The sequence below is a fragment of the Rhizobium sp. R711 genome, from assembly GCF_002211365.1.
In the GTDB taxonomy this organism is placed as follows: domain Bacteria; phylum Pseudomonadota; class Alphaproteobacteria; order Rhizobiales; family Rhizobiaceae; genus Rhizobium.
Map to the genome: position 1 here is coordinate 92,103 of NZ_LOKZ01000004.1, position 20,081 is coordinate 112,183.

The window sequence follows — 20,081 nt, forward strand, 5'->3', positions numbered from 1 at the left end:
CTGAATGAATGTCGGAGCCGATTCGCCACGGGGGCGCGGCGGCTTGAGAGAGAAAAGTACATTCGATGAACTTGCGAGACATCGCCGGAGATGCATTTCCGGAACTTGAAGATCAATTGGCTGGGCCTGTCGGGGCGCTGGCGGTTTCAGGCGTCTCGTCCGACAGCCGCAAGATCGAACCCGGAATGGTGTTTGTTGCTGTCGCCGGGACGAAGGCCGATGGAGCAGGCTTTATCGCGGACGCGGCTACACGCGGCGCCGTCGTGGCCGTTGCGTCCCATAGTATTGATACTTCCATACCCGTTCTCGTCGTGAACGATTCACGCCGCTTCCTGTCGATCGCGGCCTCTCATTTCTATGGCAAACAGCCGGAAACGATGGTTGCTGTGACCGGCACCGCCGGCAAGACGTCGGTTGCCTCCTTCACTCGACAGATCTGGGCCTATGCCGGACATCCGGCCGCAATGATCGGCACGACGGGCGTCGTCTCGCCGACACGCAACGAATACGGCTCGCTAACGACACCCGATCCGGTGTCGCTTCACAAATTGCTGGCCGAGCTTTCCGACGAGGGTGTCACCCATGCCTCGATGGAAGCCTCCAGCCATGGTCTCGATCAGTGTCGCCTCGATGGCGTCAAGCTCGCGGCCGCTGCCTTTACCAATCTCGGCCGCGATCATATGGACTACCATCCGACGGTCGAAAGCTACATGGCCGCGAAAATGCGGCTGTTCGATACGCTGCTGCCGAAGGGCGCACCGGCTGTGATTTTCGCCGACGATGCGTGGTCGGAGCAAGCAGTCAAAGCAGCGCGCGACGCGGGCCACGATGTTCGCACCGTTGGTCGCAAGGGCGACTACCTGACGCTGAAGCGCGTCGAGCATTTCCGCCACAAGCAGGTGGCCGAAATCCATGCCGGCGACGAAATCTTCGAGGTCGATATTCCGCTTGCCGGCGATTTCCAGGTTGCGAACGCCCTCGTGGCGGCGGGCCTTGCGATGTCGACGGGCGTGCCGGCGAAGGTCGCCATGGCGGCGCTCGAAAAGCTGCAGGGCGCATCCGGCCGTCTCGAATTGGTGGGCCACACCAGGGACGGTGCACTCGCTTATGTCGACTACGCACACAAGCCCGACGCGCTTTCCAACGTTCTGGAATCCGTTCGGCCGTTTACGACCGGCCGGGTGATCGTCGTATTTGGCTGCGGCGGCGATCGTGATCGCGGCAAGCGCCCGATCATGGGTGAAATAGCCTGCCGTCTGGCCGACGTGGTGATCGTCACCGATGACAATCCGCGCTCGGAAGAGCCGGCTTCCATTCGTGCCGAGATCATGGCAGCCGCAGGCTGCGCAACAGAGGTCGGCGATCGCGCGGAGGCAATTCGCACGGCGGTTGCCATGCTGACATCTGGCGACACGCTGATCGTTGCTGGCAAGGGGCACGAAGAAGGGCAGACGATCGGGAGCGTCACCCTGCCCTTTTCGGATCACGCCGAATTGCGTAAGGCTTTGGAGGAGCTGAAACCGTGAACTGGCTTTGGACGACGGAAGACATGATTGCCGCCATGGCAGGGCGGCCGTTCGGCACTTTGCCTGAGGGCATTACCGGGATTTCCATCGACAGCCGCTCCATTGCGCCCGGCGAAGCCTTCTTCGCCATCAAGGGCGACCGCGTTGACGGCCACGACTTTGCGTCGATGGCAATGGCAAACGGCGCCGCTCTTCTCGTCGTCAGCGAAGCTCGCCTTCCCGCCATGGGGCGGCTCACCGTTCCAGTGATCGTCGTCGAAGATGTATTGGCGGCTCTCGGCAAGCTCGCGATTGCCTCGCGTGCGCGTTCTCGCGCCCAGATCATTGCCGTCACCGGTTCAGTCGGAAAGACCACGACCAAGGAGATGTTGCGGCGCGTCTTGTCCCCATCGGGCAAGGTGCATGCTTCGGTGGCCTCGTTCAACAATCACTGGGGCGTGCCTTTGACGCTCGCCCGGATGCCGCTTGATACCTATTTCGGCGTTTTCGAAGTGGGGATGAACCATCCGGACGAGATCCGTCCGCTGGTCAAGATGATCAGGCCGCATGTCGCCGTGGTCACGACGATCGCGCCGGCTCATCTCGGCAATTTCAAGAGCATACGGGAAATCGCGACCGCCAAGGCGGAGATTTTCGAAGGCGTCGTGCCGGGCGGGCAGGTCGTGCTCAATCGCGACAACGATCAGTTCAACTTCCTGGAGCGTACCGCGCAGGCCCAAGGTATCCAGCACATCCATTCGTTCGGTCAGCATGCCAAGGCGGATTTCCGCCTGGCGGAGTTTAACGGCTCCGATCAAAGTTCGACGTTGTGGATCACCATTGACGGCGATACGAAGGAAGTGGCGATCGGCGCACCGGGCCGACATATAGCCGAAAATGCACTGGCCGCCCTTGGTGTTGTCAAGCTTGTCGGTGCGGACATCCACCAGGCAATCACCGCCCTTGCGACGCTCCAGCCGGAGAAGGGCAGGGGCCGCCGTCATCGGCTGACGATCGACCACGGCACTTTTACTGTCATCGACGAAAGCTATAACGCCAATCCTGCCTCGATGCGGGCGGCAATCGCTGTGCTTGCGAGTTCGGTGCCAGCGGGCGCCGGGCGGCGCATCGCCGTGCTTGGCGATATGCTGGAGATGGGTGACTACGCGGAGAAAGTTCATTCGGATCTGGCGGGGCCGTTGCTCGCAGCCGGTATCGAGCATGTTTGGCTCGCCGGGCCCGAAATGGTTGCGCTGAAAGATTCGCTCCCCGAGAGCGTGCAGGTCGTCCACTACGAGAAGACCGAAGAACTAGCAGAATATGTATTGAACGCTGTCGCGGCTGGCGACGTGCTGATGGTAAAATCGTCACTGGGCATCGGTTTCGGCAAGATCGTCGCCGCGCTCCTTGACAAATTCCCGCCATTTGCCGACACGCAACGCGATTTTTGAGCGGGTAACAAGGGGCCCTGAATGCTGATTTGGCTTGTCGAACTGTCGGAACACCTGAAATTCTTGAATCTGTTCAGGTACATTACCTTCCGCACGGGCGCCTCCCTGTTTACGTCCGCCTTCATTGTCTTCCTCTTTGGTCCGACGATCATCAATTCGCTGCGCATCCGCCAGGGCAAGGGGCAGCCGATCCGTGCCGACGGTCCGCAGACGCATTTCAAGAAGGCCGGTACGCCGACCATGGGCGGCTTGATGATTCTTGCCGGCATCGTCGGGTCGTCGCTGCTGTGGGCTGATCTTTCGAATGTCTACGTGGTTGCCACGCTGCTCGTCACCCTCGGCTTCGGGGCGATCGGGTTCTATGATGACTACCTCAAGGTCACTAAGCAGAGCCACAAGGGCTTCTCCGGCAAGGCGCGTCTCGGGATCGAGTTCGTCATCGCCGGTATTGCCGTCTACTTCATGATGCGCACGGCACTGGCGTCCGGAACCGCGGGCTCGACGTTCGGGTCATCGATCGCGTTCCCATTCTTCAAGGACTTCATGATCAATCTCGGCATCATGTTCGTCGTCTTCGGCGGCTTCGTGATCGTCGGCGCCGGCAATGCCGTGAACCTGACCGATGGCCTTGACGGCCTTGCCATCGTTCCGGTCATGATCGCTGCGGCGTCCTTTGGTGTGATTGCGTACCTCGCAGGTAACGCAGTCTTTGCAAACTATCTGCAGATCAACTTCGTCCCCGGCACGGGCGAGCTTTCAGTGGTTCTCGGCGCGGTTATCGGCGCCGGTCTCGGCTTCCTATGGTTCAACGCACCGCCCGCCGCTATTTTCATGGGCGACACCGGCTCGCTGGCGCTTGGTGGTACGATCGGCACGGTGGCTGTGGCCACCAAGCACGAGATCGTCATGGCGATCATCGGTGGCCTGTTCGTGATGGAAACGCTCTCGGTCATCATCCAGGTCGGGTACTTCAAGATGACCGGCCGGCGCGTCTTCCTGATGGCGCCGATCCATCACCATTTCGAGAAGAAGGGCTGGACTGAAAGCCAGGTGGTCATCCGCTTCTGGATCATTGCGGGCGGTCTGGCCTTGCTTGGTCTCTCGACCCTGAAGCTGCGGTAAGCGGCGATGATCCCCGTTACAACCCTCTCAGGAAAGAAAGTCGCGCTCTTCGGGCTCGGTGGCTCTGGCTTCGCCACGGCGCGCGCGCTGAAGCTGGGCGGAGCCGAGGTGACGGCATGGGACGACAATCCTGATAGTGTCACCAAGGCTGCGGCTGAGGGTATCCACACGGCAGATCTGCGTTCCCTCGACTGGAGCGCGCAATCGCTCTTCGTGCTTTCGCCGGGCGTTCCCCTGACACACCCGAAGCCGCACTGGACTGTCGACCTTGCTCGTGCCGCTGGCGTCGATATCGTCGGTGACGTCGAGCTTTTCGTGCGCGAACGCCGCGCACATGCGCCAGATTGCCCGTTTATCGCAATCACCGGCACCAACGGCAAATCGACGACGACAGCGCTGATCGCGCATATTCTGAAGTCGAGCGGTCGCGACACTCAGCTCGGCGGCAATATCGGCACGGCCGTGCTGACGCTCGATCCGCCGAAGGATGGACGCTTCTATGTTGTCGAGTGCTCGTCTTACCAGATCGACCTTGCGCCGACGCTCAATCCGTCGGCGGGCATCCTGCTCAACCTGACGCCAGATCATCTCGATCGTCACGGAACGATGCAGCACTATGCTGATATCAAGGAGCGTCTGGTTGCCGGCAGCGGTGTCGCTGTGGTCGGCGTGGACGACAGCCACTGCGAGATGATCGCAGATCGTATCGAGCGAGCCGGCGGCAAGGTTACGCGGATTTCCCGTCGCCATGCGCTGCCCTATGGCATTTATGCGGAAGGAACGAAGCTCATCCAGGCTTCGGGAGGCGCGACGAAGCCGATCGCCGATCTTGACGGCATCCAGACACTACTCGGTGGCCACAACGCGCAGAATGCCGCGGCAGCGGTTGCTGCCTGCCTCGCAGTCGGTGTCTCCGAAGAGGAAATACGTGCGGGGTTGGTGTCCTTCCCCGGGCTCAAGCATCGCATGCAGCCGGTCGGACGGCGCGGCAGCATCGTTTTCGTCAACGACTCGAAGGCTACGAATGCTGACGCGGCAGCTCCAGCGCTGTCGAGCTATGACCGTATCTACTGGATTGCCGGTGGATTGCCAAAAGCCGGAGGCATCACCTCACTGACGGGGTTTTTTCCGCGCATCGCTAAGGCCTATCTGATTGGCGAGGCGGCGGCCGAATTTGCCGCGACGCTCGGAGAGGCGGTGCAATACGAGATTTCCGGTACGCTGGAGCGCGCCGTCGCGCACGCGGCTGCGGATGCCGAAAAGGATGAAAGCGGCCCGCTGGCCGTGATGCTATCCCCGGCTTGCGCAAGCTTCGACCAATATAAGAACTTTGAAGTCAGGGGCGATGCATTTGTCAGCCATGTGGCAGCGCTCGACGGAATCACCATGCTGATCGGTTCGGCAACAGGAGATAAGTGACATGGTAAGCCGCGCGGAACGTGGGCCTCTGGCCGATTGGTTTTGGACCATCGACCGCTTTTTTCTGGCGATGTTCATCTTCCTGATGGGCATCGGCTTCATGCTGTCGTTCGCCGCGTCACCAGCGGTTGCCGAGCGTATCGGGCTGGAGCCGTTCCACTTCGTCAAGCGCCACGCGGCTTTCATGATCCCGTCACTCGCGGTGATGGTTGGGCTGTCCTTCCTGACGCCGCGCCAGGTGCGACGCACGGCGATCATCCTGTTGATCGTTGCGCTCGCCATGATGCTCCTGGCACTGTTCTTCGGCGTTGAGGTCAAGGGTTCCCGCCGCTGGGTCACGTTGGCCGGCATCTCGATCCAACCCTCCGAATTCATGAAGCCCGCCTTCGTGGTCGTTTGCGCTTGGCTCTTTGCCGAGCACGCAAGGCAGCCTGAGATACCAGGCAATCTCTTTGCCATCATCCTCTTCGGCATTGTCGCAGCACTTCTGGTCGCACAGCCTGACCTTGGACAAACGATCCTGACGACCGCCGTCTGGGGCGGCATGTTCTTCATGGCCGGCATGCCGTGGATATGGATCATCGTGCTCGGTGCAGGCGGTGTCGGCGGGCTCGTCAGCGCCTACTACATCTTCCCGCACGTGGCGCTGCGCATCGACAAGTTCCTGACCGGAGAAGGCGACACCTTCCAGATCGATACGGCGCGCGAAGCGATCATCCGCGGCGACTGGTTCGGCCAAGGCCCGGGCGAGGGCATCGTCAAACGTATCATCCCGGATGCGCATACCGACTTCATCTTTTCGGTCGCAGCCGAGGAATTCGGCATCGTCTTCTGCATGGCGCTCGTCGCGCTGTTTTCCGTTCTCGTGCTGCGTGGTCTCTCGCATGCCTACAAGGAACGGAACGACTTCAACCGCTTTGCAGTCGCTGGCCTCGTGCTGCAGATCGGCATACAGTCGATCATCAACGTGGGCGTCAATCTCGAACTGCTGCCGGCAAAGGGTATGACCTTGCCGCTGATTTCCTATGGCGGTTCGTCCATGGTCGCTATCTGCGTCACCGCCGGGTTTATTCTCGCACTGACGCGTCATAGGCCGGAAAAACGTGCGCAGGATCGGAGCCTCTTCCGCGTCGCGCACGGTATGCCGGCGGAGTAACTGCTTATGAGCAAAGGCATCGTCCTGCTTGCCGCCGGGGGGACCGGCGGCCATGTGTTTCCCGCGGAGGCCCTGGCCCACAAGCTGAAGGAACGCGGCTATTCCGTGCATCTGGTCACCGATCGCCGTGCCGAGCGTTATGCCGGCAAATTCCCCGCCGACGAAATCCACGTCGTGCCGTCGGCGACGATCGGTTCGAAGAACCCGGTTGCCGTCGCTCGCTCTCTGTGGACGCTCTGGAGCGGTATGCGGGCCGCCAAGAAGCTGATCGCGCGTCTCAAGCCCGCGGTGGTTGTCGGCTTCGGCGGATATCCGACCGTACCGCCGCTGCTGGCCGCCACGCGCCTTGGCGTGCCTGCCATGATTCATGAGCAGAATGCGGTGATGGGACGCGCCAACAAGGCGCTGGCGAGCCGTGTGCAGGCGATCGCGGGCGGGTTCCTGCCTGAGGGCGGCGGGCAGTTTCCCGACAAGACGGTGACAACTGGCAATCCGGTGCGCCCGGCCATCATCGAGGCGGCGAAAGTGCCGTATTCTCCATCGAATCCCGGTGAGCCTTTCAATCTCGTCGTCTTTGGCGGCAGCCAGGGCGCGCAGTATTTCTCCAAGACGATGCCGACGGCGATTAGCTTGCTTGAGGACGGGCTTCGCGATCGCCTGCGCATCACCCAGCAAGTGCGGCCGGAAGATATGGGCATGTTGAGCGCCTGCATCGCTCAACTGAAGATGGCTGCGGATACGGCGCCGTTCTTCACGGACATGGCCGAACGACTTGCCGCGGCACATCTCGTCATCTGCCGTTCCGGCGCATCGACAGTTTCGGAGATTTCCGTGATCGGGCGACCGGCAATTCTGGTGCCTTATCCGCATGCGCTCGATCACGACCAGGCGGCGAATGCGGCGGCACTTGCGGCGACCGGCGGCGCCAAGGTCATTCCACAGGCCGAGCTTTCGCCGGAGAAGATCGCTTCGATCCTCGCTCATGTGATGAATGACCCGGAAAAGCTCGCCCGGATGGCCGCCGCCGCCAAGCAGGCGGGTAAACCCGATGCTGCGAACTTGCTTGCCGACATGGTAGAGGCTATTGCGGCACGACGTACAATTGCAGAGTTCAAGGGGAAACGCGCATGAAAATGCCGAAGGCCATCGGCCTCGTTCATTTCATCGGCATCGGCGGCATCGGCATGAGCGGCATTGCCGAGGTGCTCCATAATCTCGGTCACCGCGTGCAGGGATCGGATCAGGCCGACAGCGCCAACGTGCAACGTCTGCGCGACAAGGGCATCGAAGTCTTCGTCGGTCACAAGGCAGAGAACCTCGGTGACGCTGAAGTGGTGGTCGTCTCGACTGCGATCAAGAAGAACAATCCCGAGCTCGTGGCTGCGCGCGAAAAGCTGCTGCCGGTCGTACGCCGGGCGGAGATGCTTGCCGAACTGATGCGTTTCCGCAATGCGATTGCGATCGGAGGTACGCATGGCAAGACCACGACGACCTCGCTCGTGGCGACGTTGCTGGAAGCGGGTGGGCTCGACCCTACGGTCATCAACGGCGGCATCATCAATGCCTACGGCACCAATGCGCGCATGGGCGAGGGTGAGTGGATGGTGGTGGAGGCCGACGAGTCCGACGGCACCTTCCTAAAGCTCCCTGCCGATGTCGCTGTTATCACCAACATCGACCCCGAACATCTCGACCACTACGGCAATTTCGATGCCGTTCGCGCCGCATTCCGACAGTTCGTCGAGAACGTGCCGTTCTACGGCTTCGGCGTTCTGTGCCTTGACCATCCGGAGGTCCAGGCGCTGGTTGGCCGCATCGAGGACCGCAAGATCATTACCTATGGTGAAAATCCTCAGGCTGACGTTCGTTTCATGAATGTCCGTGTCGAGGGTCCGCGTTCTATCTTCGACGTCGAGATCCGCCGCCGGCGAACCGGACAGGTCATCAAGCTCGACAATCTCGTGATGCCGATGCCCGGACGCCACAACATCTCCAATGCCACCGCCGCGATCGCGGTCGCCAACCGTCTCGGCATGTCGAGCGAGGACATCGCCAAGGGACTCGCCTCCTTCGGCGGCGTCAAGCGTCGTTTCACTCTGACTGGTGAGTGGAACGGCGTACAGATCTTCGATGACTACGGCCACCATCCGGTTGAGATCAAAGCGGTGCTGCGGGCTGCGCGTGAGGCCTGCAAGGGTCGCGTGATCGCGGTCCATCAGCCGCATCGCTATTCGCGGCTATCGAGCCTCTTCGAGGAATTTGCGTCCTGCTTCAACGACGCGGACAGCATTTTCCTTGCGCCTGTTTATGCCGCGGGTGAGGATCCTATCGAAGGGGTGAACTCCGAGGCACTGGTGTCGCGGATCAAATCCGGTGGCCACCGCGAGGCCCGCTTCCTGCCGTCCCCAGAGCTTTTGCCTGAAATGGTCGCAGAGATTGCAAAGCCGGGGGATTTTGTGGTTCTGTTGGGGGCTGGGAGTATCACGTACTGGGCGGCAGCGTTGCCCAAGCAATTGGAAAGCCTTTCGGGAATATCTGCATGAAACAGGTGAATGGGGAAAAGCTTCTTGCGTCGCTCGGCGGCAGCGTAAAGGACATCCGTGGAAGAATCACGCCGGATGCACCGATGGACCGTGTGACCTGGTTCCACGCTGGTGGTTTGGCGGAACTGATGTTCCAGCCGCACGACGAGGACGACCTTATTGCTTTCCTCAAGCTTTTGCCGGAAGAGGTTCCGGTCACTGTCGTCGGCGTGGGCTCCAACATTCTCGTGCGTGATGGTGGCATTCCTGGCGTTGTCTTGCGGCTTTCGGCTAAGGGCTTCGGCTCGGTCGAGCTCGCTGGCGAGAACCGCATCCGTGCCGGCGCGATCTGCCCGGACAAGCACGTCGCGGCCATGGCAATGGATAATGGCATCGGCGGCTTCCACTTCTACTATGGCATTCCCGGCAGCATCGGCGGCGCAGCACGCATGAACGCCGGCGCCAACGGCGCGGAGACGCGTGAGCGGCTCGTCGAGGTGAACGCGGTTGACCGCAAGGGCAATAAACATGTCTTGTCGAACGCGGACATGGGTTACTCCTACCGCCATTCGTCCGTACCGAATGATCTGATTTTCACGTCGGTGCTTTTCGAAGGGTACGGCGAGGATCGCGCCAAGATCCGGGCCGAGATGGATGCCGTACGCAACCATCGCGAGACGGTCCAGCCGATCCGCGAAAAGACCGGTGGCTCGACCTTCAAGAATCCCGAGGGCCATTCCGCCTGGAAGCTGATCGATGAAGCGGGGTGCCGCGGGCTGGTAATCGGTGGCGCGCAAATGTCGTCGCTCCACTGCAACTTCATGATCAACATGGGGCAAGCGACGGGATACGATCTCGAATATCTCGGTGAACAGGTCCGCCGTGAGGTCTTCGAGAATTCCGGTATCAAGCTCGAGTGGGAAATCAAGCGTTTCGGTGTCTTCATGCCAGGACGCGAAGTCCGCCCTTTCCAGGGCGTAACCAGCGAATAGCCGGTGTCGGGAACGTTCCTGCAATGAGCGACCGGAAGTAGCTCTTTCCGCTTGCGCTACAGATAACAAAAAGGCCGCAAAATCTTGATTTTGCGGCCTTTCGTTATCAATGCAGGTTAATTTCAGACCTCGTCACGGCCCGATGCCAGGATACAGATCAGAGTGATGACAGCAGAGAGACCGAGATAGTAGCCGACATACTGCATGCCGTAGTTTGCCTGCAGCCAGGTGGCGATGTAGGGCGCCAGCGAAGCGCCGAAAATGCCGGCAAGGTTGAAGGTGATCGACGAGCCAGTGTAGCGGACGGCAGTCGGGAAGGGCGCGGCAAGAGCCGTGCCGATTAGGCCGTAGGTCATGCCCATCAGCGCCATCGCAACGATCGCGAAGACCACGATGCTGCCTTCGCCGCCGGTCATCAGCCCGGGCAGGAAGAACGAGAAGATACCGATCAGCACGGTGGTGATGATCAGGACCTCGCGGCGGCCGAAGCGCTCCGCAAGCTTGCCGACGATCGGGATAAAGATACCGAAGGCGACAGAACCGACGATCTGAATCTCAAGCGCGTCGAGGAACGGGATCTTCAGGACCTTGACGTTGTAGGACAGCAGGTAAGCCGAGCCGATGTAGAACAGTACGAAGGTTGCCAGCGCCACGAAGGTGCCGAGGAACAGGCTGCGCTTGTGCTTGCGGAAGAGCACGGCAACCGGGACGGCTACACGCTCCTGCTTGTCGATCGCCTTCTGGAAAGCCGGCGTCTCGGTGATCGAGAGGCGGACCCAGAGACCGATGACGATCAGCAGGATGGACGAGATGAAGGGAACGCGCCAGCCCCAGCTGAGAAGCGCATCCTGAGACATGACCTGCAGCAGCAGCCAGAAGATACCCGAAGACAGGAACAGGCCGACCGGCGCGCCGAGCTGCGGGAACATGCCGTACCAGCTGCGCTTGCCTTCTGGCGCATTCTCTGTGGCGAGCAGCACTGCGCCGCCCCATTCGCCGCCGAGGCCGAAGCCCTGGCCGAAGCGGCAAAGTGCGAGCAGCAGCGGCGCGATGACGCCGATCGACTCGTAGGAGGGCAGAAGGCCGATCACAACCGTCGAAATGCCCATGGTGAGCAGGGCGGCGACGAGCGTCGTCTTGCGGCCGATCCTGTCGCCGAAATGGCCGAAGACCACGGCGCCGAGCGGACGGGCGAAGAAGGCGATCGAGAAGGTCGCAAAGGACGCAAGCAGTGCGGTCGTCGGGTCGCTGTTCGGGAAGAACAGCGTCGGGAAGACCAGCACGGCAGCAGTTGCATATACGTAGAAATCGAAGAATTCGATCGTGGTGCCGACGAGGCTTGCGATCAGAACGCGCGCCGGCGAGTTGACTTGCGCACTGTTCGATGAAGCGGGAGTCGGCGATACTCTGGATATCGCGTCTGACATTTTCATTCCAATTGGGATCATAGAAATGCCTGTGAAAGGCAGGCGGCTCTTAACGCAATTTTAATTCGGCGCAAATGCCCGCAGGGCAATAAACGAAAAAAAGATTAGTAGGCTTTGCATTTTTTCCGCTCATCGACGCCGCGCATAGTCACTTGACCAGAAACAATATGAAGCAGATTCCTCATGAACGCTCTGGTTGAGCGCGGGAGGGAGGGATGCAGAAAAGTCTTATTGCAGAATTTCTTGGAACGTTCTGGCTCGTGTTTGGTGGATGCGGCAGTGCCGTGCTCGCCGCAGCATTTCCCGAGCTTGGAATTGCCTTTGTAGGTGTTGCATTTGCCTTTGGGTTCACGGTCCTGACAATGGCTTTTGCCGTCGGCGGCATTTCCGGTGGGCATTTCAACCCGGCAGTTTCCGTTGGTCTTGCCGTGGCCGGCAAGTTCCCGGCGGGTCGCGTAATTCCCTATATTGTGGTGCAGGTTATTGGCGCGATCGTTGCCGCGGGTGTGCTCTATGCCGTCGCCAGCGGCAAGGCCGGTTTCGAGCTCGGGGATTTTGCGGCGAATGGTTATGGCGAGCATTCGCCGGGCGGCTATTCACTTTCTTCTGCACTGGTGATCGAAATCGTCCTGACGTCGTTCTTCGTCTTCATCATTTTAGGCTCGACGAGCACCAAGGTGCCGGCAGGTTTCGCGCCAATCGCCATCGGTCTTGCACTGACATTGATTCACCTGATTTCGATTCCGGTCACCAAGACGTCGGTCAATCCTGCACGCTCGACAGGGCAGGCGTTGTTCGTCGGCGGCTGGGCCTTGCGGCAGCTTTGGCTGTTCTGGGTCGCGCCGCTTGTGGGCGGTGTTCTGGGTGGTCTTGTTTGGAAGTTAACGGGCGAGAAAGCCCCGAACTGATGCGACTTCCTTGTGGAAACCCCGCACGGCACGCGCCGTTGCTGCGGGGTCTTGCATCTTGCGCGGCCATGCCCGGGCGGCCTTCCGCGGCAAAAATTAACGAAAGTAAACACTTCATTAACCATAATCGGGCTCTAATACACCTGCATCACCGAACGAGATTCGGACGAGAAACAAGCTTGGTGCAAGCGTCGGAACTCAGTGTGCAGGTTATTTTTGGGGGTGTTGATGAGTCGTAAGCATGTCGCTGTCCTGATGGGTGGATTTTCTTCGGAGAGGCCGGTAAGCCTTTCTTCCGGGACGGCGTGCGCGGATGCTCTTGAGGCTGAGGGCTTCCAGGTGACGCGGATGGACGTCGATCGCGACGTGTCAGCGAAGCTTGCTGCATTGCGACCTGATGTCGTTTTCAATGCGCTGCATGGCCCCTACGGCGAGGACGGCACGATCCAGGGCGTTCTCGAATATCTTGAGATTCCTTATACCCATTCCGGCGTGTTGGCGTCGGCGCTTGCCATGGACAAGGAGAAGGCCAAGGGGGTTGCTGCCGCTGCCGGCATACCTGTTGCTCAGTCCGAGGTGATCAATCGCTTCGCCTTTCCGGCAGAGCATCCGATGAAGCCGCCCTATGTTGTGAAGCCCGTGCGAGAAGGCTCCAGCTTCGGTGTGGTAATCGTTCAGGAGGATCAATCCCATCCTCCGCAGATCATCAGCTCCCCGGAATGGCGCTACGGCGAACAGGTTCTTGTCGAGCGCTACATCTACGGTCGAGAGCTGACTTGCGGCGTTATGGGGGATCAGGTGCTCGGCGTGACCGAGGTCGTGCCGATGGGGCATGGCTTCTACGACTACGATGCCAAGTACGTCGCGGGTGGATCGAAACACGTCATTCCGGCGGAAATTTCACCGAATATTTACCAAAAAATACAATCATTGGCGTTAAGGGCGCATCAAGCAATTGGTTGCCGTGGCGTCAGTCGCTCCGACTTTCGTTATGACGATCGCTTCTCCGAAGATGGCGAAATCATCTGGCTGGAAATCAACACTCAGCCGGGCATGACGCCAACCTCCCTGGTGCCCGAAATGGCCGCTCATGCCGGCTACTCGTTTGGGGAATTTCTCCGTTGGATGGTGGAGGACGCTTCTTGTTCTCGGTGACGGTTAAAAGAATAGGGCGCCCGAGTCATCAGGTGGCGCCTTCGTATCCCGAGGGTGATGGTCGGCTGATTCTGCCGCGCCCGTTGCGGCGCGTCGTTCGCTTTCTTGTCAGTCTCGGAAGTGGCCGCATCCACATTCCGGCCCATGTCGGGACGGTCTCCGCCTTGGCTTTCTTGGCAGCAACCGGTCTTTACGGCATGTCGCTCGGTGGTCACACCGAGGCCGTTGCACAGGCGACGACGACCGCTGCCGGCTTTGCGATCGATGACGTGAAAGTGTCCGGTAATTCCGAGACCTCTGAAATTGAGATTCTGCAGTTGTTGGGGCTGGACGGTACAACCTCGCTCGTGGCGCTCGACGTCGATGCAGCGCGCCAGAAGATTGCCAAGCTGCCCTGGGTCGAGAACGTCGAGGTTCGCAAGATCTATCCGAAGACGATCGAGGTGAAGCTCAAGGAGCGCCAGGCCTACGCCATCTGGCAGCATGGCCAGGAGCTTTCTCTCGTGGAGAAGGGTGGTTCGGTCATCGCTCCGCTGCGCGACAATAAGTTTTCGCAGTTGCCCCTGGTGGTCGGTCGCGGTGCAGAGGTTGCTGCAACCTCGCTCGAAGCCGAGTTCGCAAACTGGCCGGAGATCAAGGCGCGGGTGAAGGCCTACGTCTGGGTTTCGGGTCGTCGCTGGGATCTGCATATGGACAACGGCATTGCGGTCAAGCTGCCGGAAGACGATGTCGATCTGGCGTTGGCGCGGCTGTCGAAGTTCATGAAGGAGCAGGACCTTCTGGAGCGCGATATCGCTGCGGTTGATCTCAGGCTCACCGACCGCACGGCAATTCAGTTGACGCCGGAAGCGATGGCGCGCCGGCAGCTTGTGCTTGATCAGCGGACCAAGGATTTGAAGAAGGCGGGGCAAAATATATGAGCTTGTTCGGTTCGTCCCATTTCGGATTGCCGCGCCTGAAGCCGCTTTCGTCGAAGCGGTCCCATGTCGTTTCGGTGCTGGACATCGGCTCGACGAAGGTCGTCTGCATGATCGGCCGCCTGACCCCCCGCGAGGAAAGCCAGGTGCTGCCCGGCCGCACGCACAACATTGAAATCATCGGGATCGGCCACCAGCGCTCTCGCGGTATCAAGACCGGTGCGATTTCCGACCTCGATGCGCTGGAAAGCGTGATTCGTCTTGCCGTTGACGCCGCCGAGCGCATGGCCGGCCTGACCGTCGAAAGCCTGATCGTCAACGTTACTGCGGGTCGCTTGACGAGCGATATCTACACCGCAACCATCGATCTTGGCGGCCAGGAAGTCGAACTGAACGACCTCAAGAAGGTTCTGTCGGCTGCCTGTCAGCAGTCGCTGCGACAGGATCGTGCCGTGCTGCATTCGCTGGCGACCGGCTTCTCGCTCGACGGCGAGCGCGGTATTCGCGATCCGCTGTCGATGTATGGTGACGTTCTCGGCGTCGACATGCACGTCGTCACCGCCGAGCGCACTGCGCTGAAGAACCTCGAGCTCAGCGTCAATCGCGCGCATCTCTCGGTTGAGGGAATCGTTGCGACGCCTTACGCTTCCGGCCTGGCTGCTCTCGTCGACGACGAAGTCGAGCTTGGCTGTGCTGCGATCGACATGGGCGGTGGCACGACGACGATTTCCGTCTTCGCGGAAGGCAAGTTGGTGCACACCGATGCCGTCAGCCTCGGAGGCCATCACGTCACCACTGATTTGGCCCGCGGTCTTTCGACCCGTATCGAAGATGCCGAACGCCTGAAGGTCGTTCATGCGTCCGCCATGCCGAATTCCTCGGACGAGCGCGAATTGATTTCGATCCCGCCGATTGGCGAAGACGAACGCGACCTGCCGACGCAGGTGCCGCGCGCTTTGGTATCGCGCATCGTCAGCGCCCGTATCGAGGAAACAATGGAATTGATCCGCGACCGCATCCAGCGCTCGGGCTTCAGCCCGATCGTCGGCAAGCGTGTCGTGCTGACGGGTGGTGCGAGCCAGCTCACCGGCCTTGCCGAAGTTGCGCGCCGCATTCTTGCCCGCAACGTCAGAATCGGTCGTCCGATGGGCGTCTCGGGCCTGCCGACTGCAGCGAAGGGCCCTGCCTTTTCGACCGCCGTCGGTCTGATGATCTATCCGCAGGTCGCGGACCAGGAAACACATGCGTCACAGAGCGGTCTGCTCATGTCGCTTGGGGGAAATACCAGCCGCTTTGCCCGCATGGGGCAGTGGTTGAAAGAAAGCTTCTGATAATTGAGTGAATTGGCCGGCGTGGCGATGCGGCCATAAAGAGAAGGAACGGTAACATGACTATCAAGCTGCAAAAGCCGGATATCACTGAGCTTAAGCCGCGTATCACCGTGTTCGGTGTTGGCGGTGGCGGTGGCAACGCTGTCAACAACATGATCTCCGCTGGCCTCCAGGGCGTCGACTTTGTCGTTGCCAACACGGACGCCCAGGCGCTGACGATGACCAAGGCGGAGCGCATTATCCAGCTCGGCGCCAACGTCACCGAAGGTCTCGGTGCTGGTTCGCAGCCGGAAGTCGGCCGCGCAGCTGCTGAAGAGTGCATCGACGAGATCGTCGATCACCTGAACGGAACGCACATGTGCTTCGTCACCGCCGGCATGGGCGGCGGCACAGGCACGGGCGCTGCTCCGGTCGTTGCGCAGGCAGCCCGTAACAAGGGCATCCTGACGGTTGGCGTCGTTACCAAGCCGTTCCACTTCGAAGGCGGCCGCCGCATGCGGCTTGCCGAGCAGGGTATCCAGGAACTGCAGAAGTCTGTCGACACCCTGATTGTCATTCCGAACCAGAACCTTTTCCGCATCGCCAACGACAAGACCACCTTTGCCGATGCATTCGCGATGGCAGACCAGGTTCTCTACTCCGGCGTTGCCTGCATCACCGATCTGATGGTGAAGGAAGGTCTCATCAACCTCGACTTCGCCGACGTCCGATCTGTCATGCGCGAAATGGGCCGTGCGATGATGGGTACCGGCGAAGCATCCGGCCAGGGCCGCGCGATGCAGGCTGCCGAAGCTGCAATCGCCAACCCGCTGCTCGACGAAACCTCGATGAAGGGTGCACAGGGCCTGCTGATCTCGATCACCGGCGGTCGTGACCTGACCCTCTTCGAAGTCGATGAGGCTGCGACCCGCATCCGCGAAGAAGTCGATCCGGATGCCAACATCATCCTCGGCGCGACCTTTGACGAATCGCTCGAAGGCATCATCCGCGTGTCGGTTGTTGCAACCGGCATCGATCGCGCGATCAACGAAGCTGCTGGCAAGACGTTCCAGCCAGTCGCAAAGCCGGTTATCCGTCCTTCCGCGGCCGTTGCTCCGGCGCCGGCCGCAGTTCAGCCTGCACCTGTCATGCAGCAGGCCCCGAAGCCCGTCGACCCAGTTGCGCAGGCAATCCGCGCGGCCGAGGTCGAAATGGAGCGCGAGCTTGAGATCCACGCCCCACGGGCAGCAGCTCCCGTTCAGCAGCCGGCGATGCAAGAGACCTTCCGTCCGCAGAGCAAGATCTTTGCTGCGCCGGAGGCCGCTCCAATCATTCGCCCGGCTCCGGTTCAGCAGGCCCCGGTTCATGCACCAGTCATGAGCCAGCCTGTTCAGCAGCCGATTATCAGCCAACCCGCGCCGGTCATGCAGCAGCCGGCGGCCGCCCAGCAGGCCGTCCGTATGCCGAAGGTGGAGGATTTCCCGCCGGTCGTGCAGGCAGAGATTGACCATCGCTCGCAGCCGGCCGCTCCGTCTCACGCTCACGAGGAGCGTGGTCCGATGGGTCTCCTGAAGCGGATCACCAACTCGCTTGGTCGTCGCGAAGAGGAAGTTGCTCCGGAAATGACGTCCGCTCCGGCAGCCGCGTCGCAGCAGCGCCGGCCGCTTTCTCCGGAAGCAAGCCTCTACGCACCACGTCGCGGAAATCTCGACGATCAGGGCCGTACCGTTCCACAGGCTCGCATGATGCAGGAAGACGATCAGCTTGAAATTCCTGCATTCCTGCGCCGCCAGTCGAACTGAGGCAACGGATAGAATCGCCACAAGGATGCCCGGGAGTACGCTCCCGGGCATTGCCGTTTCAGCACCTTGAATCCGGAGCTAATTGCCTTGTTATTTCAAAGACATGCTTTCGTAACAATGCGAAAGAAACAGTGATTTGGATTGGAACCCCGGCGCACGTATGTATGTGCTCAAGAAACCGTCCTCTTGCGCTTTATGGCGAGGCTTTGACGGAGTGAAATGAACCCTGGCAGATGGTTCGGCATGTTAGCCGCAGCGGATCACCAGGGATAATAAAGGCAAAAATTTATGGTTATTGGCATGTTGGGTTTTCAAACGACAGTATCGCGCCCGATCGCGCTTTCGGGCATCGGAGTCCATTCCGGTGCTGACGTTTCGATTACCTTCAACCCGGCAGAAGCTGACACTGGCGTCGTCTTCAATCGCATGCATGAGAATGGCGAGGTTTCCGAATATCGTGCCGTGTCCTCGCAGGTCGGCAATACAGATCTCTGCACCGTTCTTGGTTTCTCGCCGGCGCGCTCGGTCGCGACGATCGAACATGTCATGGCTGCAGTCTACGCGCTTGGTCTCGACAACGTCGTGATCGAGGTTGATGGCGCGGAAATGCCGATCATGGACGGCAGCTCGATGCCCTTTATCGAAGCGATCGAACAGGTTGGCCTGGTATCGCTCGGCGTGAAGCGCCGCTACATCCGCGTCACCAAGCCGGTTCGCATCGAGCATGGCGGTTCGTGGAGCGAGTTCCGCCCTCATGACGGCATGCGCTTCGAAGTCGAGATCGATTTCGACTGCCCGCTGATCGGTCGGCAGAAGTGGGAAGGCGACATGACGGCTGCGACGTTCAAGTCCGAACTGTCGCGCGCTCGTACCTTCGGCTTCATGCGGGATGTCGAGCGTCTTTGGGCCTCCGGCCACGCGCTTGGTTCGTCGCTTGAGAATTCCGTCGTCATCTCGGACGATAATACGGTTATCAATGTTGAAGGCCTGCGCTACGCCAAGGACGAGTTCGTGCGCCACAAAGCACTCGATGCCGTTGGTGACCTCGCGCTAGCCGGTGTTCCTTTCATCGGTTGCTATCGCTCCTATCGCGGCGGCCACAAGATGAATGCCAATGCTCTCAAGGCGTTGCTCAGCGATCCGACCGCCTACGAAGTGGTCGAGACGTCTGCGCCGCGTCAGCGCGTTGCTGCCCGGGACTTCATCCGGGTCAACGCACCGGAATTTGCTCCCTGGTCGGCATGACCTCCATCGCATTTACTAGGCCAGGGCCGCCTCCTTCGGGAGGCGGTTTCTTTATGGGGAACAGACTCACGGTGATTCCCCGATACATGTGTTGCCGCAGATGTTTAGCGGCAACAGGCGCAGCTTTCGCAGTGTAAAACCGGTGTTTATCGCCTGCATCGCCACAAAAATGCGTTAATGCGTCATCATTGCGTTGCTCTGGCTCCACATTTGTGGCTAGAAACGCCAGCAAGGCGTGGCTGCCGTTGAGGGATGGCGGCGTTGGGATTGTTCCGATGGGTTATGCAGGGTCTGAAAGTATGATGAAGACAGCGCGCGCTTTGTTCGCATCGCTCTTGGTGCTGAGCGCAGGTGCCTTAATTTCCGGATGCCAGTCGGACCCCGATATCGATATTACCAAGCTCGGCGTCGAGAGCGATCCGCCGGATGTTCTCTACACGCAGGGCCTCGCCAACATGAAGGCCGGCAATATGGCCGAAGCCGCGCGCAAGTTCGACGCGATCGACCGCGAGAACCCGTTCTCGGAATGGGCACGCAAGGCGCTCGTGATGAGCACCTTCGTGAAATACCGTCAGGGCCGTCTGGACGACGCTCTTGCCTCCGGTAACCGCTATATGGCGCAGTATCCGAAGTCGAAGGATGCTCCCTATGTACAGTATCTGATCGGTCTGACTTACTCGAAGCAGATCGTGGATGTCACTCAGGATCAGCGCGCGGCTGCGAAGACTGTTGAGGCCATGCAGGCGGTTATCGACAACTATCCGGATTCCGAATACGTCGATGACGCGCAGGCGAAAATCCGCTTCGCGCGTGACCAGCTGGCCGGCAAGGAAATGCAGGTCGGCCGCTACTACATGGAACGCAAGGAATATCTCGCGGCGATCTCGCGTTTCCGCACGGTCGTCGAGAAGTATCCGAATACCAACCAGATCGAAGAAGCGCTCGCGCGTCTTGTCGAAGCTTATTACGCAATGGGCATTGTCGAAGAGGCGCAAACGGCAGCTGCGGTTCTCGGCCACAACTATCCTGACAGTCAGTGGTACGCGGATTCCTTCAAGCTCCTGAAGAATGGTGGCACCGAGCCGCGTGAAAACCCAGGTTCGTGGATTGCTGCCGCAGGCAAGAAACTCCTGCTCGGTACCTGAGGCCA

The 20,081-nt window shown here is 60.2% G+C and carries 16 protein-coding genes; 15 read left to right on the forward strand and 1 reads right to left on the reverse strand.

Annotated features, from left to right (window positions below):
- The first annotated feature begins 65 nt into the window (after positions 1 to 65).
- The 8 genes from ATY80_RS08230 to murB are packed head-to-tail and all read left to right on the forward strand — an operon-like array spanning position 66 to position 10,167.
- Complete coding sequence (locus tag ATY80_RS08230; protein WP_088691951.1) at positions 66 to 1,526, forward strand: UDP-N-acetylmuramoyl-L-alanyl-D-glutamate--2,6-diaminopimelate ligase; 1,461 nt, start codon at positions 66 to 68, stop codon at positions 1,524 to 1,526.
- The gene (locus ATY80_RS08235) at positions 1,523 to 2,956 is read left to right on the forward strand and encodes a UDP-N-acetylmuramoylalanyl-D-glutamyl-2,6-diaminopimelate--D-alanyl-D-alanine ligase (protein WP_088691952.1); all 1,434 of its coding nucleotides are present in this window, start codon (positions 1,523 to 1,525) and stop codon (positions 2,954 to 2,956) included. The genes ATY80_RS08230 and ATY80_RS08235 overlap by 4 nt, the downstream gene beginning before the upstream one ends.
- Before the next feature lie 21 nt (positions 2,957 to 2,977).
- On the forward strand, positions 2,978 to 4,078 hold the full coding sequence (mraY, locus tag ATY80_RS08240; RefSeq protein ID WP_088691953.1) for a phospho-N-acetylmuramoyl-pentapeptide-transferase: 1,101 nt from the start codon (positions 2,978 to 2,980) through the stop codon (positions 4,076 to 4,078).
- Positions 4,079 to 4,084: 6 nt separating this feature from the next.
- Complete coding sequence (murD, locus tag ATY80_RS08245; RefSeq protein WP_088691954.1) at positions 4,085 to 5,497, forward strand: UDP-N-acetylmuramoyl-L-alanine--D-glutamate ligase; 1,413 nt, start codon at positions 4,085 to 4,087, stop codon at positions 5,495 to 5,497.
- Position 5,498: 1 nt separating this feature from the next.
- On the forward strand, positions 5,499 to 6,653 hold the full coding sequence (gene ftsW / locus ATY80_RS08250; RefSeq protein WP_088691955.1) for a putative lipid II flippase FtsW: 1,155 nt from the start codon (positions 5,499 to 5,501) through the stop codon (positions 6,651 to 6,653).
- Between the two features lie 6 nt (positions 6,654 to 6,659).
- Positions 6,660 to 7,784 carry an undecaprenyldiphospho-muramoylpentapeptide beta-N-acetylglucosaminyltransferase gene (gene murG / locus ATY80_RS08255; RefSeq protein ID WP_088691956.1) on the forward strand — a complete coding sequence of 375 codons (1,125 nt, stop codon included), beginning with the start codon at positions 6,660 to 6,662 and terminating at the stop codon, positions 7,782 to 7,784.
- The gene (gene murC / locus ATY80_RS08260; protein WP_088691957.1) at positions 7,781 to 9,196 is read left to right on the forward strand and encodes a UDP-N-acetylmuramate--L-alanine ligase; all 1,416 of its coding nucleotides are present in this window, start codon (positions 7,781 to 7,783) and stop codon (positions 9,194 to 9,196) included. The genes murG and murC overlap by 4 nt, the downstream gene beginning before the upstream one ends.
- A complete protein-coding gene (gene murB / locus ATY80_RS08265; RefSeq protein ID WP_088691958.1) occupies positions 9,193 to 10,167 on the forward strand; it encodes a UDP-N-acetylmuramate dehydrogenase in 975 nt (324 codons plus the stop codon). The genes murC and murB overlap by 4 nt, the downstream gene beginning before the upstream one ends.
- Before the next feature lie 122 nt (positions 10,168 to 10,289).
- On the opposite strand, the gene ATY80_RS08270 is transcribed toward murB, so the two are convergent.
- Positions 10,290 to 11,594 (reverse strand): MFS transporter, encoded by a 1,305-nt coding sequence (locus tag ATY80_RS08270; protein WP_088691959.1) that lies wholly within the window; start codon positions 11,592 to 11,594, stop codon positions 10,290 to 10,292.
- A 215-nt stretch (positions 11,595 to 11,809) separates the two neighbouring features.
- Between ATY80_RS08270 and aqpZ the strand changes: the two genes are divergently transcribed.
- From aqpZ to ATY80_RS08305, 7 genes are all read left to right on the forward strand, one after another.
- Positions 11,810 to 12,502 carry an aquaporin Z gene (aqpZ, locus tag ATY80_RS08275; protein ID WP_088691960.1) on the forward strand — a complete coding sequence of 231 codons (693 nt, stop codon included), beginning with the start codon at positions 11,810 to 11,812 and terminating at the stop codon, positions 12,500 to 12,502.
- A gap of 228 nt (positions 12,503 to 12,730) precedes the next feature.
- Entirely contained in the window at positions 12,731 to 13,657 is a 927-nt protein-coding gene (locus ATY80_RS08280) for a D-alanine--D-alanine ligase (RefSeq protein WP_088691961.1), read from the forward strand.
- A complete protein-coding gene (locus ATY80_RS08285; protein WP_088691962.1) occupies positions 13,645 to 14,577 on the forward strand; it encodes a cell division protein FtsQ/DivIB in 933 nt (310 codons plus the stop codon). The genes ATY80_RS08280 and ATY80_RS08285 overlap by 13 nt, the downstream gene beginning before the upstream one ends.
- Positions 14,574 to 15,905, forward strand: a complete 1,332-nt coding sequence (gene ftsA / locus ATY80_RS08290; RefSeq protein WP_018858330.1) for a cell division protein FtsA — start codon at positions 14,574 to 14,576, stop codon at positions 15,903 to 15,905. The genes ATY80_RS08285 and ftsA overlap by 4 nt, the downstream gene beginning before the upstream one ends.
- A 56-nt stretch (positions 15,906 to 15,961) precedes the next feature.
- Entirely contained in the window at positions 15,962 to 17,686 is a 1,725-nt protein-coding gene (gene ftsZ / locus ATY80_RS08295; RefSeq protein ID WP_088691963.1) for a cell division protein FtsZ, read from the forward strand.
- A 288-nt stretch (positions 17,687 to 17,974) separates the two neighbouring features.
- Positions 17,975 to 18,931, forward strand: a complete 957-nt coding sequence (gene lpxC, locus ATY80_RS08300) for a UDP-3-O-acyl-N-acetylglucosamine deacetylase (protein WP_088691964.1) — start codon at positions 17,975 to 17,977, stop codon at positions 18,929 to 18,931.
- A 275-nt stretch (positions 18,932 to 19,206) separates the two neighbouring features.
- Positions 19,207 to 20,076 carry an outer membrane protein assembly factor BamD gene (locus ATY80_RS08305; RefSeq protein WP_189637107.1) on the forward strand — a complete coding sequence of 290 codons (870 nt, stop codon included), beginning with the start codon at positions 19,207 to 19,209 and terminating at the stop codon, positions 20,074 to 20,076.
- The last annotated feature ends 5 nt before the right edge of the window (positions 20,077 to 20,081 follow it).